The 15,507-nt window shown below is 60.0% G+C and carries 10 protein-coding genes; 6 read left to right on the top strand and 4 right to left on the bottom strand.

Going from position 1 to position 15,507, the window contains the following annotated elements:
- Positions 1 to 13 precede the first annotated feature (13 nt).
- Complete coding sequence (locus JOE33_RS05565) at positions 14 to 4,870, top strand: NAD-glutamate dehydrogenase (protein ID WP_010435754.1); 4,857 nt, start codon at positions 14 to 16, stop codon at positions 4,868 to 4,870.
- An 88-nt stretch (positions 4,871 to 4,958) separates the two neighbouring features.
- On the opposite strand, the gene mntP is transcribed toward JOE33_RS05565, so the two are convergent.
- A complete protein-coding gene (gene mntP, locus JOE33_RS05560; protein WP_010435757.1) occupies positions 4,959 to 5,531 on the bottom strand; it encodes a manganese efflux pump MntP in 573 nt (190 codons plus the stop codon).
- 278 nt (positions 5,532 to 5,809) lie between these two features.
- The gene (acnB, locus tag JOE33_RS05555; protein WP_010435760.1) at positions 5,810 to 8,410 is read right to left on the bottom strand and encodes a bifunctional aconitate hydratase 2/2-methylisocitrate dehydratase; all 2,601 of its coding nucleotides are present in this window, start codon (positions 8,408 to 8,410) and stop codon (positions 5,810 to 5,812) included.
- A 402-nt stretch (positions 8,411 to 8,812) separates the two neighbouring features.
- Between acnB and JOE33_RS05550 the strand changes: the two genes are divergently transcribed.
- The 5 genes from JOE33_RS05550 to JOE33_RS05530 all read left to right on the top strand — a co-directional run bounded on the left by JOE33_RS05550 (position 8,813) and on the right by JOE33_RS05530 (position 13,502).
- Positions 8,813 to 9,283, top strand: coding sequence for a DUF1289 domain-containing protein (locus tag JOE33_RS05550; RefSeq protein ID WP_002554470.1), 471 nt, complete (start codon positions 8,813 to 8,815; stop codon positions 9,281 to 9,283).
- Positions 9,284 to 9,367: 84 nt separating this feature from the next.
- Positions 9,368 to 9,979 carry a tRNA isopentenyl-2-thiomethyl-A-37 hydroxylase MiaE gene (miaE, locus tag JOE33_RS05545; RefSeq protein ID WP_010435763.1) on the top strand — a complete coding sequence of 204 codons (612 nt, stop codon included), beginning with the start codon at positions 9,368 to 9,370 and terminating at the stop codon, positions 9,977 to 9,979.
- A gap of 151 nt (positions 9,980 to 10,130) precedes the next feature.
- Positions 10,131 to 10,619 carry a MarR family transcriptional regulator gene (locus JOE33_RS05540; RefSeq protein ID WP_003368537.1) on the top strand — a complete coding sequence of 163 codons (489 nt, stop codon included), beginning with the start codon at positions 10,131 to 10,133 and terminating at the stop codon, positions 10,617 to 10,619.
- Positions 10,620 to 10,691: 72 nt separating this feature from the next.
- Positions 10,692 to 11,900, top strand: coding sequence for an HlyD family efflux transporter periplasmic adaptor subunit (locus tag JOE33_RS05535; protein WP_187625693.1), 1,209 nt, complete (start codon positions 10,692 to 10,694; stop codon positions 11,898 to 11,900).
- Positions 11,901 to 11,942: 42 nt separating this feature from the next.
- Positions 11,943 to 13,502 carry a DHA2 family efflux MFS transporter permease subunit gene (locus JOE33_RS05530; protein ID WP_260676607.1) on the top strand — a complete coding sequence of 520 codons (1,560 nt, stop codon included), beginning with the start codon at positions 11,943 to 11,945 and terminating at the stop codon, positions 13,500 to 13,502.
- 574 nt (positions 13,503 to 14,076) lie between these two features.
- Here JOE33_RS05530 and lpxH read toward each other — a convergent pair.
- Together lpxH and JOE33_RS05520 are read right to left on the bottom strand one after the other, a co-directional pair.
- On the bottom strand, positions 14,077 to 14,823 hold the full coding sequence (lpxH, locus tag JOE33_RS05525) for a UDP-2,3-diacylglucosamine diphosphatase (RefSeq protein WP_010437163.1): 747 nt from the start codon (positions 14,821 to 14,823) through the stop codon (positions 14,077 to 14,079).
- Entirely contained in the window at positions 14,820 to 15,323 is a 504-nt protein-coding gene (locus tag JOE33_RS05520) for a peptidylprolyl isomerase (protein WP_010437159.1), read from the bottom strand. The genes lpxH and JOE33_RS05520 overlap by 4 nt, the downstream gene beginning before the upstream one ends.
- Positions 15,324 to 15,507: the final 184 nt, after the last annotated feature.

Genomic DNA, 15,507 nt, shown 5'->3' with positions numbered 1-15,507 from the left:
CGGAGTACCACAGATGGCGTTCTTCACCGCAGCCAGCAAGGCCGACTTCCAGCATCAACTGCAAGCGGCACTGGCTCAGCACATCAGCGAACAGGCACTGCCACAAGTGGCGCTGTTTGCCGAGCAATTCTTCGGCATCATTTCCCTCGACGAACTCACCCAGCGGCGGCTTTCCGACCTGGCAGGCTGCACCTTGTCCGCGTGGCGCCTGCTGGAGCGTTTCGAACATGCTCACCCGCAGGTCCGTGTCTACAACCCCGATTACGAGCGCCACGGCTGGCAATCGACTCATACTGCCGTTGAAGTGCTGCATCACGACCTGCCGTTTCTGGTCGACTCCGTACGTACCGAGCTGAACCGCCGCGGCTACAGCATCCATACCCTGCAGACCACCGTACTGAGCGTGCGTCGCGGCGCTGCTGGCGAACTGCTCGAGATGCTGCCCAAGGGCACCACCGGCGAAGACGTGCTGCAGGAATCGCTGATGTACCTGGAGATCGACCGCTGCGCCAACGTCAGCGAGTTGAACGTGCTGGCGCGCGAGCTGGAGCAGGTGCTTGGCGAAGTGCGCGCTGCCGTCGAAGATTTCGGGCCGATGAAAGCGCGCCTGCACGAGCTGCTGGCCAGTATCGATGCCAACGAGTCCAACACCGACGTCGAGGAAAAGGCCGAGATCAAGGTCTTCCTGCAATGGCTGGTGGACAACCACTTCACTTTCCTGGGCTACGAAGAATTCGAAGTGCGCAACGACGCCGAAGGCGGCCAGTTGGTCTACGACGAGTCGTCTTTCCTGGGGCTGACCCGACTGCTGCGCCCTGGCCTGACCCGCGAAGAACTGCACATCGAAGATTACGCGGTGAAATACCTGCAGGAACCGGTGCTGCTGTCGTTTGCCAAGGCGGCGCACCCAAGCCGCGTACACCGTCCGGCGTACCCGGATTACGTTTCGATCCGGCAGATCGACGCGTCGGGCAAGGTCATCAAGGAATGTCGCTTCATGGGCCTGTACACCTCGTCGGTGTATGGCGAAAGCGTGCGGCAGATTCCGTACATCCGTCGTAAGGTCGCCGAGGTCGAGCGCCGCTCCGGTTTCGACGCCAAGGCGCACCTGGGCAAGGAACTGGCGCAGGTGGTCGAAGTGCTGCCACGTGACGACCTGTTCCAGACTCCGGTGGACGAACTGTTCACCACGGTCATGTCGATCGTGCAGATTCAGGAGCGCAACAAGATTCGCGTGTTCCTGCGCAAGGACCCGTACGGCCGTTTCTGCTACTGCCTGGCCTATGTGCCGCGCGACGTGTACTCCACCGAAGTACGCCAGAAGATCCAGCAGGTCCTGATGGATCGCCTCAAGGCCAGCGATTGCGAATTCTGGACGTTCTTCTCTGAATCGGTGCTGGCGCGGGTGCAGTTGATTCTGCGCGTGGACCCGAAGATCAACCTGGAAATCGACGTCGCCCAGCTGGAAAACGAAGTTATTCAGGCGTGCCGTTCGTGGAAGGACGACTACGCCAGTCTGGTGGTCGAAAGCTTCGGTGAAGCCCAGGGCACCAACGTGCTGGCCGACTTCCCGAAAGGCTTCCCGGCCGGCTACCGCGAGCGCTTTGCGGCGCATTCGGCAGTCGTCGACATGCAGCACGTACTGAGCCTCAGCGAAGCCAATCCGCTGGTTATGAGCTTCTACCAGCCACTGGCCGGTGGCCGCCAGCAATTGCATTGCAAGCTGTATCACGCCGATACACCGCTGGCGCTGTCCGATGTGTTGCCGATTCTGGAAAACCTCGGCCTGCGCGTGCTGGGCGAGTTCCCGTACCGCCTGCATCATGCCAATGGCCGCGAGTTCTGGATTCACGATTTCGCCTTCACCTACGGCGAAGGTCTGAACCTCGATATCCAGCAGCTCAATGACACCCTGCAGGATGCGTTCGTGCACATCGTGCGCGGCGATGCCGAAAACGATGCGTTCAACCGTCTGGTACTCACCGCCGGCCTGCCGTGGCGCGACGTGGCGCTGCTGCGCGCCTATGCACGCTATCTGAAGCAGATTCGTCTGGGCTTTGACCTGGGTTACATCGCCACCACACTGAACAACCACACCGACATCGCCCGCGAGCTGACGCGTCTGTTCAAGACCCGTTTCTATCTGGCGCGCAAGCTGGGTTCCGACGATCTCGACGACAAGCAGTTGCGTCTGGAACAGGCGATTCTGACTGCGCTGGACGACGTGCAGGTGCTCAATGAAGACCGCATCCTGCGTCGCTATCTGGACCTGATCAAGGCCACCCTGCGGACCAACTTCTATCAGGCCGATGCCAACGGGCAGAGCAAGAGCTATTTCAGCTTCAAGTTCAACCCGCGCCTGATCCCCGAGCTGCCCAAGCCGGTGCCCAAGTTTGAAATTTTCGTCTACTCACCGCGTGTCGAGGGCGTGCATCTGCGTTTCGGCAACGTGGCGCGTGGCGGCCTGCGCTGGTCGGACCGCGAGGAAGACTTCCGTACCGAAGTGCTGGGCCTGGTAAAAGCCCAGCAGGTGAAGAACTCGGTCATTGTGCCGGTAGGTGCCAAGGGCGGCTTCGTGCCGCGTCGCCTGCCGACCACCGGCAACCGCGACGAGGTGCAGGCCGAGGCAATCGCCTGCTACCGCATCTTCATCTCCGGGCTGCTGGACATCACCGACAACCTCAAGGAAGGCGCGCTGGTGCCGCCGGTCAACGTGGTGCGTCATGACGACGATGACCCGTATCTGGTGGTGGCTGCCGACAAGGGCACCGCGACGTTCTCGGACATCGCCAACGGAATTGCCATCGACTACGGCTTCTGGCTGGGTGATGCTTTCGCTTCCGGTGGTTCTGCCGGTTACGACCACAAGAAGATGGGCATCACCGCCAAGGGCGCATGGGTGGGCGTGCAGCGTCACTTCCGTGAACGCGACATCAATGTGCAGCAGGACAGCATCAGCGTGATCGGCATCGGTGACATGGCCGGTGACGTGTTTGGCAACGGCCTGCTGATGTCTGACAAGCTGCAACTGGTCGCTGCGTTCAACCACCTGCACATCTTCATCGATCCGAATCCGGACCCGGCCACCAGCTTTGCAGAGCGTCAGCGCCTGTTCAATCTGCCGCGCTCGTCCTGGACCGACTACGACACCAGCATCATGTCCGCTGGCGGCGGGATTTTCCCGCGCAGCCTGAAAAGTATCGCCATCACCGAACAGATGAAGGCGCGCTTCGACATCAAGGCCGACAAGCTGACCCCGACCGAACTGCTGCACGCGTTGCTCAAGGCACCGGTAGATCTGTTGTGGAACGGCGGTATCGGCACGTACGTGAAGTCCAGCGAGGAGTCGCACGCGGATGTCGGCGACAAGGCCAATGATGCGCTGCGCGTCGACGGCAACGAGCTGCGTTGCAAGGTGGTGGGCGAGGGCGGCAACCTGGGCATGACCCAGCTGGGCCGTGTCGAGTTCGGCCTTAATGGCGGCGCGACCAACACCGACTTCATCGACAACGCGGGCGGTGTGGACTGCTCCGATCACGAAGTGAACATCAAGATCCTGCTCAACGAAGTGGTGCAGGCCGGTGACATGACCGAGAAGCAGCGCAATCAGCTGCTCGAAAGCATGACCGACGAAGTGGGCCACCTGGTGCTGGGCAACAACTACAAGCAGACGCAGGCGTTGTCGCTGGCAGCACGTCGCGCTTACGAGCGGATTGCCGAATACAAGCGCCTGATGAGTGACCTGGAGGCGCGTGGCAAGCTTGATCGCGCTATCGAGTTCCTGCCTGCCGAAGAGCAGATTGCCGAGCGGATTGCGGCCAAGCAGGGCTTGAGTCGTGCCGAGCTGTCAGTGTTGATCTCGTACAGCAAGATCGATCTCAAGGAAGCGCTGCTGGAATCCCGTGTGCCGGATGACGATTATCTGGCGCGCGATATGGAAACCGCGTTCCCGCCTTCGCTGAGTGCCAAGTTTTCCACGGCCATGCGCGGCCATCGCCTGAAGCGCGAGATCGTCAGCACGCAGATCGCCAACGATCTGGTCAACCACATGGGCATCACCTTCGTGCAGCGGCTCAAGGAGTCGACCGGCATGAGCGCTGCGGCGGTGGCCGGCGCCTACGTGATCGTGCGTGACATCTTCCACCTGCCGCACTGGTTCCGTCAGATAGAGGCACTGGATTACAAGGTTTCGGCCGAAATCCAGCTGGCATTGATGGATGAGCTGATGCGTCTGGGGCGTCGTGCAACGCGCTGGTTCCTGCGTAGCCGTCGCAACGAGCTGGACGCTGGTCGTGATGTGGCGCACTTCGGTCCGCACCTCGCCGCACTGGGTCTCAAGCTTGACGAACTGCTGGAAGGGCCTACCCGCGAGATCTGGCAGACGCGTTATCAGGCCTATGTCGAAGCCGGTGTGCCGGAATTGCTGGCGCGCATGGTCGCCGGTACGACGCATCTGTATACGCTGTTGCCGATCATCGAAGCCTCCGACGTCACCGGGCAGAACGCTGCCGACGTCGCCAAGGCGTACTTCGCCGTCGGCAGCGCGCTGGACATTACCTGGTACCTGCAGCAGATCAGCAGTCTGCCGGTGGAAAACAACTGGCAGGCTCTGGCGCGTGAAGCGTTCCGTGACGATGTCGACTGGCAACAGCGGGCGATCACCGTATCGGTTCTGCAGATGGCCGATGGTCCTTCGGAAATCGACGCGCGTCTGGCCCTGTGGCTGGAACAGCACACGCTGATGGTCGAGCGCTGGCGTGCCATGCTGGTCGAGCTGCGTGCGGCAAGCGGCACGGATTACGCGATGTACGCCGTTGCCAACCGCGAGCTGCTGGACCTGGCCATGAGCGGGCAGGGCATTACCGTGTAAGCGTGCTGTAAAAGGCTGTACCCATAAAAAACCCGCATCGAAAGATGCGGGTTTTTTTTGTGCCTGCCTGATACGTTCGATCAGCCGATTACTGCGCCGCCGACAGGTGCTCGTAAAGAATCGTCGCACCCACCACGATCAACACGATACCGCCAACGATTTCAGCGCGTTTGCCGACCATCGAACCCAGTACCCGGCCCAGCATCACGCCGATAGTGACCATGACAGTAGTCGCGAGGCCAATGGCCAGGGCGGCAACCACGATATTGACGTCGACAAATGCCAGACCTACGCCGACCGCCAGTGCATCGATACTGGTGGCAAATGCGGTGACGGCGAGAATCCAGAAAGAATGCTGCCCCGGCTTTTCCTGCTCTTCGTCATCGTCGTGCTTGATACCGTTGTAGATCATGTGCAGGCCGAGCACCAGCAACAGTGTGAAGGCGATCCAGTGGTCCCAGCTCTCGGCGAAGCGCGCAGCCACCTGGCCGATGCCCCAGCCGATGACCGGCGTGATGGTTTCGATGGCGCCGAATATGAGGCCCGTGCGCAACGCTTCGAGAAAGCGCGGTTTATGCAGGCTTGCTCCTTTACCAAGGGCCGCAGCAAAAGCGTCCGTGGACATGGCAAGCGCGAGAAAGAGGAGGGAAATCGGGTTCACGGTTATATCCAGTCGGGCTATGAGTCAACGACGCAACCACACGCCCGACTTTAGGCATGGATGCATCGTTGGTCTCGCCAACCAGAAGGTGTTCGCACCACGGCATGCTGCCGAGAATGTTGATACGAACGCTCTGTGACCGGAGTCAAGAGCAGGCTACTCCCCAACAAGGGCCGCCACTATAGCCATGTGAATGTGAAAAATATATGTACGAGGTCGAGTGAGGGCAAAAAAACCCCATCACGAGGATGGGGTTCTTTTGCTGCCAGCTTTCGTGCTTAGACTTGAACGGCCGGGATGTTGGCGTTCGCAGCGGCTTCACGGAACTCGGCGATCTGATCGAAGCTCAGGTATCGGTACACGTCCGCTGCCATGGTGTCGATCTGGTTGGCGTAACCCATGTACTCTTCAACGGTCGGCAGGCGACCCAGAATCGAAGCAACGGACGCCAGTTCGGCCGAGGCCAGGTAGACGTTCGCGCCGTCACCCAGACGGTTCGGGAAGTTACGGGTCGACGTCGACACCACGGTCGAGTTCGGTTCCACGCGTGCCTGGTTACCCATGCACAGCGAGCAGCCCGGCATTTCCATACGTGCGCCAGCCTTGCCGTAGATGCCGTAGTAGCCTTCTTCGGTCAGCTGGTGAGCGTCCATCTTGGTAGGCGGCGACAGCCACAGACGCGTAGGCAGCTGGCCCTTGACCTGATCCAGCAACTTTCCCGCAGCGCGGAAGTGGCCGATGTTGGTCATGCAGGAACCGATGAACACTTCGTCGATCTTCTCGCCCTGTACCGAAGACAGCAGGCGTGCATCGTCCGGGTCGTTCGGCGCGCAGAGCACAGGCTCCTTGACGTCGGCCAGATCGATTTCGATGATTTCGGCGTATTCGGCATCCTTGTCGGCTTCCAGCAGCTCCGGGTTGGCAACCCAGGCTTCCATCGCCTGAGCACGACGCTCCAGGGTGCGAGGATCACCGTAACCCTGTTCGATCATCCAGCGCAGCAGGGTGATGTTCGAATTCAGGTATTCGATGATTGGCTCTTTGGCCAGCTTGATGGTGCAACCGGCAGCCGAACGTTCGGCAGAGGCGTCAGACAGCTCGAAAGCCTGTTCGATGCTCAGGTTGTCGAGGCCTTCGATTTCCAGGATGCGACCGGAGAACGCGTTCTTCTTGCCTTTCTTCTCTACGGTCAGCAGGCCAGCCTGAATTGCGTAGTAAGGAATGGCGTGAACCAGGTCGCGCAGGGTGATGCCGGGTTGCATCTTGCCCTTGAAGCGAACCAGGATCGATTCAGGCATGTCCAGCGGCATGACACCCGTTGCAGCAGCGAACGCGACCAGACCGGAACCGGCCGGGAAGGAGATACCGATCGGGAAGCGGGTGTGCGAGTCGCCACCGGTGCCGACGGTATCCGGCAGCAGCATGCGGTTCAGCCAGCTGTGGATGATGCCGTCGCCCGGACGCAGGGAAACGCCGCCGCGGGTCATGATGAAGTCAGGCAGCGTGTGATGCGTCTTGACGTCGATAGGCTTCGGATAGGCCGCGGTGTGGCAGAACGACTGCATGACCAGGTCGGTCGAGAAGCCCAGGCACGCCAGGTCTTTCAGTTCGTCGCGAGTCATCGGGCCAGTGGTGTCCTGGGAGCCGACAGTGGTCATCTTCGGTTCGCAGTAGGTGCCCGGACGAACGCCTGCTACGCCGCACGCCTTGCCGACCATCTTCTGCGCAAGGGTATAGCCCTTGGTGCTTTCGGCTGGCTGGTCAGGGGTCTTGAACAGGTCGAACTCCGGCAGGCCCAGTTCGGCGCGAGCCTTGCTGGTCAGGCCACGGCCAATGATCAGTGGAATACGGCCGCCAGCGCGGACCTCGTCGAGCAGCACCGGAGTCTTCATTTCGAAGGTGGTGATGACTTCGTCGCTGTCGTGCTTGCAGACCTTGCCGGCGTAGGGATAGACGTCGATCACGTCACCCATGTTGATGTTCGAGACATCGAATTCGATTGGCAGAGCGCCGGCATCTTCCATGGTGTTGTAGAAGATCGGAGCAATTTTGCTGCCGAAGCAGAAACCGCCGGCACGCTTGTTCGGGACGTAAGGGACGTCGTCGCCGAAGAACCAGAGTACCGAGTTGGTTGCCGATTTACGCGAGGAACCCGTACCGACCACGTCACCGACGTAGGCAATCGGGAAGCCCTGACCGCGCATTTCTTCGATCTGCTTCATTGGGCCGATGGAGCCCTGAACGTCAGGAACGATGCCTTCACGGGCCATTTTCAGCATGGCCAGTGCGTGCAGCGGGATGTCTGGACGCGACCAGGCATCAGGGGCAGGGGACAGATCGTCGGTGTTGGTTTCGCCGGTGACCTTGAAAACGCGCAGGCTGATCTTGTCGGCCAGCGTCGGGCGCTTCTTGAACCACTCGCCGTCAGCCCAGGACTGCAGGACAGCCTTGGCGTGGGCATTGCCGTTCTTGGCTTTTTCGGCCACGTCGTGGAAGGCGTCGAACATCAGCAGGGTGTGCTTGAGTTGTTCGGCAGCGACCGGTGCGAGGGTGGCGTCGTCGAGCAGTTCAACCAGGGTGACGATGTTGTAACCACCCTGCATGGTGCCGAGCAGTTCGGTGGCGCGTTTTTTGTCGATCAGGGGAGAAGTGGCTTCGCCCTTGGCCAGGGCAGACAGGAAACCGGCTTTGACGTAGGCAGCTTCGTCAACGCCTGGCGGAACGCGATTGGTGATCAGATCGACAAGGAAAGCTTCTTCGCCAGCCGGGGGATTCTTCAGCAGCTCGACCAGGCCTGCAGTTTGTTCGGCGTTAAGCGGCTGGGGCACGATGCCCTGGGCGGCACGCTCTTCGATATGTTTACGGTAGGCTTCAAGCACAGTATTAACCCTCATCAGTGGTCCCAAATGGGTGTCCGGGACGCTCATCCAGAAATCGCCCGTACCCACGCAAGGCTTATTGAGCCTTGTTGGCAGGGTATCGGTGATTCCTAACAGAAGCTGTTTTCAAAGTTTTACGCCTGCAGGGCGGGGGGAGTGGCGGTCGACACGGCCATTCGTGATGAGGGAATGGCCTGTCGACGCCGCACTGCGGGATTAACTTGACTGTGCTCGTGACGCTTTGAAAACAGCTTCCAACGGACATTGGCGCCTTAAAAGGCTCGCTGATTCTACGCCAAAACTTTGCCGAAGGTAAGTTAGCCCCTACATCTTCGGGGGTGAACTTGCTTAGACAAAGGGCTAACATGAGCCCTTGTTTCGCCTTCCCCAGTCCTGCCTGACATGCCCGATTACATTATCAAAACCCCCTGCGTCGGCCTTTGCTCCACTGTTTACGGGGATCTGGTGTGCCGTGGCTGCAAGCGGTTCCACCACGAGGTCATTCACTGGAACGGCTATAACGAAGATGAAAAAAGAGCGGTCTGGCTGCGTCTGGAGCAACTGCTGGTCCAGGTGATGACTGCCAAGCTCGAAGTCTTCGATGCCGACAAGCTGCGTGCGCAGCTCACCCAGCGCAAGATCCGTTTTGTGCCGCACCAGTCCGAATATTGCTGGGCTTACCAGTTGATCGCCCGTGGCGCGCGGGTGATCAGCCAGGTCGAGGCCTACGGTTTCGTGCTGTTGCCGGAGTTCCGCGACTGGACGCTGCCGGAGCTGCGCGATGCGATCGACCGCGAGTTTTTCCTGCTGTCCGAGGCGCACTATCAGCGCTATATCGCGCCAGGCTTTCTGCGCGACGCATTCGGCGCCTGACAACTCCGGCATGCTTTTGTGTCGCGAGGCATCGTTGCTCCTCGTATAATGCCCGGCCGTGCCTCTCCGTCATTCTGTGAGCCTATGTACCCGATCCCTGAAATCGAAGCCTTCCTGCTTTGCCGCACCCCTGACAGCTGGGTCCAGGCCGCACTGAGCAATCTGGACATCCTGCTGATCGACCATGCGAACAACGAGAAGAAGGCCGCCGGGGCAGCGTTTCAGTTCATGTTTCAGTACAACGACAAGTTCGACCTGTTGAGCAAGATGTCACGTCTGGCCCGGGAAGAGCTGCGCCATTTCGAGCAGGTCATCAGCATTATCAGAAAGCGCCAGATCCCCATGGCCAACATCAGCTCGGCCCGGTACGCCGGGGCGCTGCGCAAGCTGGTGCGCAATCACAACCCCTACCGGCTGACCGACGCGCTGATCGTCGGTGCCATCGTCGAGGCTCGTTCCTGCGAGCGCTTCGCGGCGCTGGTGCCGCATCTGGACGAAGAACTGGCCAAATTCTATGGCGGTCTGCTGAAGTCCGAAGCGCGACACTTTCAGGACTACCTCAAGCTGGCGTACAGCTACGGCGACAAGGCGGATGTCGATGCCAAGATCGAGGAGATCCGTCTGGCCGAGCGTGAACTGATCGAAAGTCCTGACGAAGAGTTCCGCTTTCACAGTGGCGTACCTGTCGCCGCCTGATTCCTCCCGCACGCACACTCGAAAACGACCGTCTTGCCAGCGGTCGTTTTTTTATGGGGATTTAGCAAGCATGCTAATAAATGCTTTGACAACGGCTGCCTAGGCAGTAATATTTTGCAATCACTGCCTAGGCAGCTATCTGGGTCAATCCGTGAAACATTTCAGCCCCGACAATTTCGAATCCAGCCTCATCGGGCTGCTGGTCGGTCGTACCAATGCGCTCAAAGACCGCATGCTCGACAAGTACCTGCTGCCCTATGACGTGACGTTCGCGCAGTTCAAGGTGCTGATCATCATTGCCCAGTTTTCCACCGATACCCCCGTGGAATTGTGTCGGCACCTTTCGCTGGACAGCGGTTCGATGACCCGCATGCTCGATCGTCTGGAACAGAAAGGGCTGGTGGTACGCAAGCGTTCCGCGACCGATCGTCGTCAGGTGCGTCTGGCGCTGACCGAGCAGGGACAGGCGCTCTCCGATCTGCTGCCGCAGATTGGCGCGGACGCGATGAACGACACGTTCGCGGCGCTCGACAGTGAGGAGGTCGAGAGCCTGAAAAGAATTCTCACCAAGGTGCTGGTGGCTGCTGATGACCACATCACTCTGACTCGTTTGAGCTTCAACCCCAAAGCTAAAAGCTGAGCGGCCGACGTGTTGGCAGGCGCGAGCCTGATCGCCGTCGTTCCGTCGCTTCGCTGATTAAAGGTAACTGCCATGGCCACTGCTGCCGCTGAAAACACATCTGCCCAGGCTCCTCAACAGGCGCCTAAGTCTGGCAAGCGCAAGTTCATGCTGATCGGGCTTGCCATTGTCGTCGTGATCCTCGCGCTGGGTATCTGGGCCTGGTACGAGATCTACGGCCAATGGAGCGAAGAGACCGACGACGCCTATGTCAATGGCAACGTGGTCGAAATCACCCCGCTGGTCACCGGAACCGTCATCAGTATTGGTGCGGACGATGGTGATCTGGTGCACGAAGGACAGGTTCTGCTCAAGTTCGACCCGAGCGACGCCGAAGTCTCGCTGCAAAGTGCCGAGGCCAATCTGGGCAAGGTCGTGCGCCAGGTGCGCGGCCTGTACAGCAATGTCGATGGCATGAAGGCGCAACTGGCCGCGCAGCGTGCTGCCGTGCAGACCGCTCAGGACAACTACAACCGTCGTCGCAGCCTCGCCGCCGGGGGGGCGATCTCCCAGGAAGAGCTGTCGCACGCCAGAGACAGCCTGACCAGCGCGCAGAGCGCTCTGAACAACATTCAGCAGCAATTGAGCACCAGTGTGGCGCTGGTCGACGACACCGTGGTGTCCTCGCACCCGGACGTCAAGGCCGCGGCCGCGCAATTGCGTCAGGCCTACCTGGCCAACGCACGTTCGACGCTGGTCGCACCGGTCACCGGTTATGTAGCCAAGCGCACCGTGCAACTGGGGCAACGCATTCAGCCGGGCACCGCAACCATGGCGGTCATCCCGCTGGATGAGTTGTGGATTGATGCCAACTTCAAGGAAACCCAGTTGGGCAAGATGCGCATCGGTCAGCCGGTGGAGATCAGCTCCGACCTGTATGGCAGCGATGTGAAATACAGCGGCACCATCGACAGCCTGGGGGCCGGTACCGGCAGTGCCTTTGCATTGCTGCCTGCGCAGAACGCGACCGGCAACTGGATCAAGATTGTCCAGCGCGTGCCAGTGCGGGTGCACATCAACGCTGAAGAGCTGGCGAAGTACCCGTTGCGCATCGGCCTGTCGACCACGGTTGAAGTCAACCTGCATGATCAGAGCGGTCCGGTGCTGGCGCAACAGCCACGCAAGCAGGCCGCGTTCAGCACTCAGGTGTACACCGAGCAACTGGCAGACGCCGACGCGCTGATCGCCCGCCTGATTCATGAGAACAGTGCGCCCGGTGGCAAGACTGCCGTTCAGCGCTGAACCGCCAATCCGTGAGCCCCGGTCCGCTGGCCGGGGTGTCGCATTCGTCTTCAGGGATTTGCGATGAGCAACAACGCCCCCGCTTCCTTTACCCCGCCAAGCCTGTTGCTGTGCACCATCGGTCTGTCGCTGGCGACCTTCATGCAGGTGCTCGATACCACCATTGCCAACGTGGCGCTGCCGACTATCGCCGGCAACCTGGGGGTCAGCTCGGAGCAGAGCACCTGGGTGATCACCTCGTTTGCGGTCAGCAACGCGATTGCCTTGCCGCTGACCGGCTGGCTCAGTCGCCGCTTCGGTGAGGTCAAGCTGTTCCTGTGGGCCACTATTCTGTTCGTGATCGCCTCGTTTCTGTGCGGTATTTCCCAGTCCATGCCGGAACTGGTGGGCTTCCGGGCGCTGCAGGGGATGGTCGCCGGCCCGCTGTATCCGATGAGTCAGACCCTGTTGATTGCGGTGTACCCGCCTGCCAAAAGGGGCATGGCCCTGGCCTTGCTGGCGATGGTGACGGTGGTGGCGCCCATCGCCGGGCCGATCCTCGGTGGCTGGATCACCGACAGCTATAGCTGGCCGTGGATCTTCTTCATCAACATTCCCATCGGCCTGTTTGCCGTGCTGGTGGTGCGCACCCAGATGGCCAAAAGGCCGGTCACCACAGCGCGTCAACCGCTGGACTACATTGGCTTGCTGGCGCTGATCGTCGGTGTCGGCGCGTTGCAGATAGTGCTCGACAAGGGTAATGATCTGGACTGGTTCGAATCGAACTTCATCATCTTCGGCTCGCTGATTTCGCTGGTCGCGCTGGTCTTCTTCGTCATCTGGGAAATGACCGACAAGCACCCGATCGTCAACCTGCGCCTGTTTGCCTACCGCAATTTCCGCATCGGCACGCTGGTCATGATCGGCGGCTATTCCGGCTTCTTCGGCATCAACCTGATCCTGCCGCAGTGGTTACAGACCCAGATGGGCTATACCGCGACCTGGGCGGGGCTGGCCGTTGCACCGATTGGTATCCTGCCGGTACTGATGTCGCCCTTTGTCGGCAAGTACGCGCACAAGTTCGACCTGCGGCTGCTGGCTGGCCTGGCGTTCCTGGCGATGGGGCTGAGCTGCTTCATGCGTGCAGGCTTCAACACCGACGTGGATTTCGAACACGTGGCCATGGTGCAGTTGTTCATGGGCATCGGCGTGGCACTGTTCTTCATGCCGACCCTGAGCATTCTGCTGTCCGACCTGCCGCCCGATCAGATCGCCGATGGCTCCGGACTGGCAACCTTCCTGCGCACCCTCGGCGGCAGCTTCGCAGCGTCGCTGACCACCTGGATCTGGATCCGCCGCGCCAACCAGCATCATGCCTACCTGAGTGAAAACATCAGCACCTTCGACCCCGCCACCCGCCACGCCCTCGACAGCCTGGGCGGCGCCAGCCCGCAAGCGTATGCGCAACTGGAGCAGACCCTCAACGCACAGGCCTACATGATGTCCACAGTGGATTACTTCTACCTGCTGGGCTGGATATTCGCAGGACTGATCCTGCTCGTCTGGCTTGCTAAACCCCCATTCGCCGCCAAGGCCGGGCCTGCGGCAGGGGGCGGGCACTAGTTTCTTGTGCGTCTATCTGAACCGTGCCTTCGGCCAAACTGCTCTAAAGTGCTTTTTCAACCGCGATGGCACTGACATCGCAGAACCGCTATGTGACGCAGAGCGTCACGAACTGCATTCCCACGCGGAGCGTGAGGAACGATAGTCAAAACAATCCCATGTCTTACCTGCAGCCACTGCCGAAAAAGTGCTTTTCAACCACGATGGCACTGACGACGCAGAGTGCGACGTTAGTGACGGCTGAGTCTTGGCGCTGATCCCGGGGGTAGCCTGGCAGGACGCCAGGCTAGCCGCACCGGGCCATGGATGGCCCGGTGCGGCGACCCCCGGATCAGTGTCAGGACGAAGTCGGGCCGGAAACGGAGCTTGGGGGTTTGCCTACTTTGGCCCCATCAAAGTAGGTCGCCGAGGGGCGAAAAGGTGACCTGAGCCGGACCCCAATCCACCTGACAAAGAAAACCCGCCGTGTGACGCAGAGCGTCACGAACTGCATTACCACGCGGAGCGTGGGAACGAGAATCTGAGTCGAATCCCAATCTACCTGATGTCGCAGAACAGCCGCATTACCGCGTCATCAGTTCAACAGCGCAGTCGTCTCGGGCACAAAGTCGAACGAACTCAGATTGAATCCCTGCCCATCCACCTGCAGCACCCAACCCTGACGATCCCAGTCACCCAGCACAATGCGTCTGGCGGCCTGATCGCCAATCTGCAGCTTATGAATCGCCGGACGATGAGTGTGGCCGTGGACCAGCGTGCGCACACCGAACTGCTGCATGACCCGCGGCACCTCGTCCGGCGTCACATCGACAATATCATTGGCCTTCATACGGGTTTGTGCACGGCTTTCATTACGCAGCTTGCGCGCCAGCCTGTGGCGGGTGCCCAGCGGCAAATGGCGCAGAATGAACAGCGTCAGCGGATGGCGCAGATAACGGCGCATCCGCATATAGCCTTCATCGCGGGTGCACAGACTGTCGCCGTGCATCAGCAGCACCGGCTCACCGTTCAACTCCACGACACTGGGGTCGCTCAGCAGCGTGCAGCCCGCTGCCTTGCAAAAACCCTTGCCGAGCATGAAATCACGGTTGCCGTGCATCAGAAAAATTCGTGTGCCGCTGTCGCTCAATTCGCGCAGGGCCTTGCAGATCGAAAGCTGGAACGGCGACATCGCGTCGTCACCGATCCAGGCTTCAAAGAAATCCCCGAGGATATACAGCGACTCGGCTTCGCGAGCGCGTCCTGCGAGCAGATCCAGAAACGCCCGGGTAATGTCCGGGCGCTCCTGTTCAAGGTGCAGATCGGAGATCAGCAGTATCACTCAACGATCTCGGCTTTCTCGATGATCACGTCTTCTACCGGGACGTCCTGATGGCCGGCCTTGCTGGAAGTCGCCACGCCTTTGATCTTGTCGACGACGTCAGTGCCTTCGATCACTTCAGCGAACACAGCGTAACCCCAGCCCTGAACGGTCTTGGCGCTGTGGTTGAGGAAGGCATTGTCGGCGACGTTGATGAAGAACTGCGCAGAAGCCGAGTGCGGCTCCATGGTGCGGGCCATGGCTACGCTGTACTTCTTGTTCGGCAGACCGTTGTCGGCTTCGTTCTGGATGCTCGGACGCTTGTCTTTCTTTTCTTTCATGCCAGGCTCGAAACCGCCGCCCTGGACCATGAAATTACCGATCACACGGTGGAAAACCGTGTTTTCGTAATGGCCGGCCTTAACGTATTCGATGAAGTTGGCGACGGTCAGTGGCGCCTTTTCTTCGTTCAGTTGCAGCACGATGTCGCCGTGGTTGGTAGTCAGCTTTACATTAGGCATTTCGGAAGTCGCTCTCTAGTCATGCATGAATGGGCAGATTATGACCCTGACGCGCAGTTTACAGACGAGGTTACATTTTTCAGCGCTTTTGCAGCTTTTATGCCTTCAAATACGCAGTCTGTTGTCAGGGACTTGACAGCTTCGGCTATGATAAGCGCTTTGATTTAGTCGGCCTACCCTGGCC

This window comes from Pseudomonas sp. PvP027 (genome assembly GCF_017833005.1).
Classification (GTDB): Bacteria; Pseudomonadota; Gammaproteobacteria; order Pseudomonadales; family Pseudomonadaceae; genus Aquipseudomonas; species Aquipseudomonas congelans.
The sequence above is the reverse complement of the archived record's forward strand: the minus strand, read 5'-3'. Positions and strand labels throughout refer to the sequence as shown.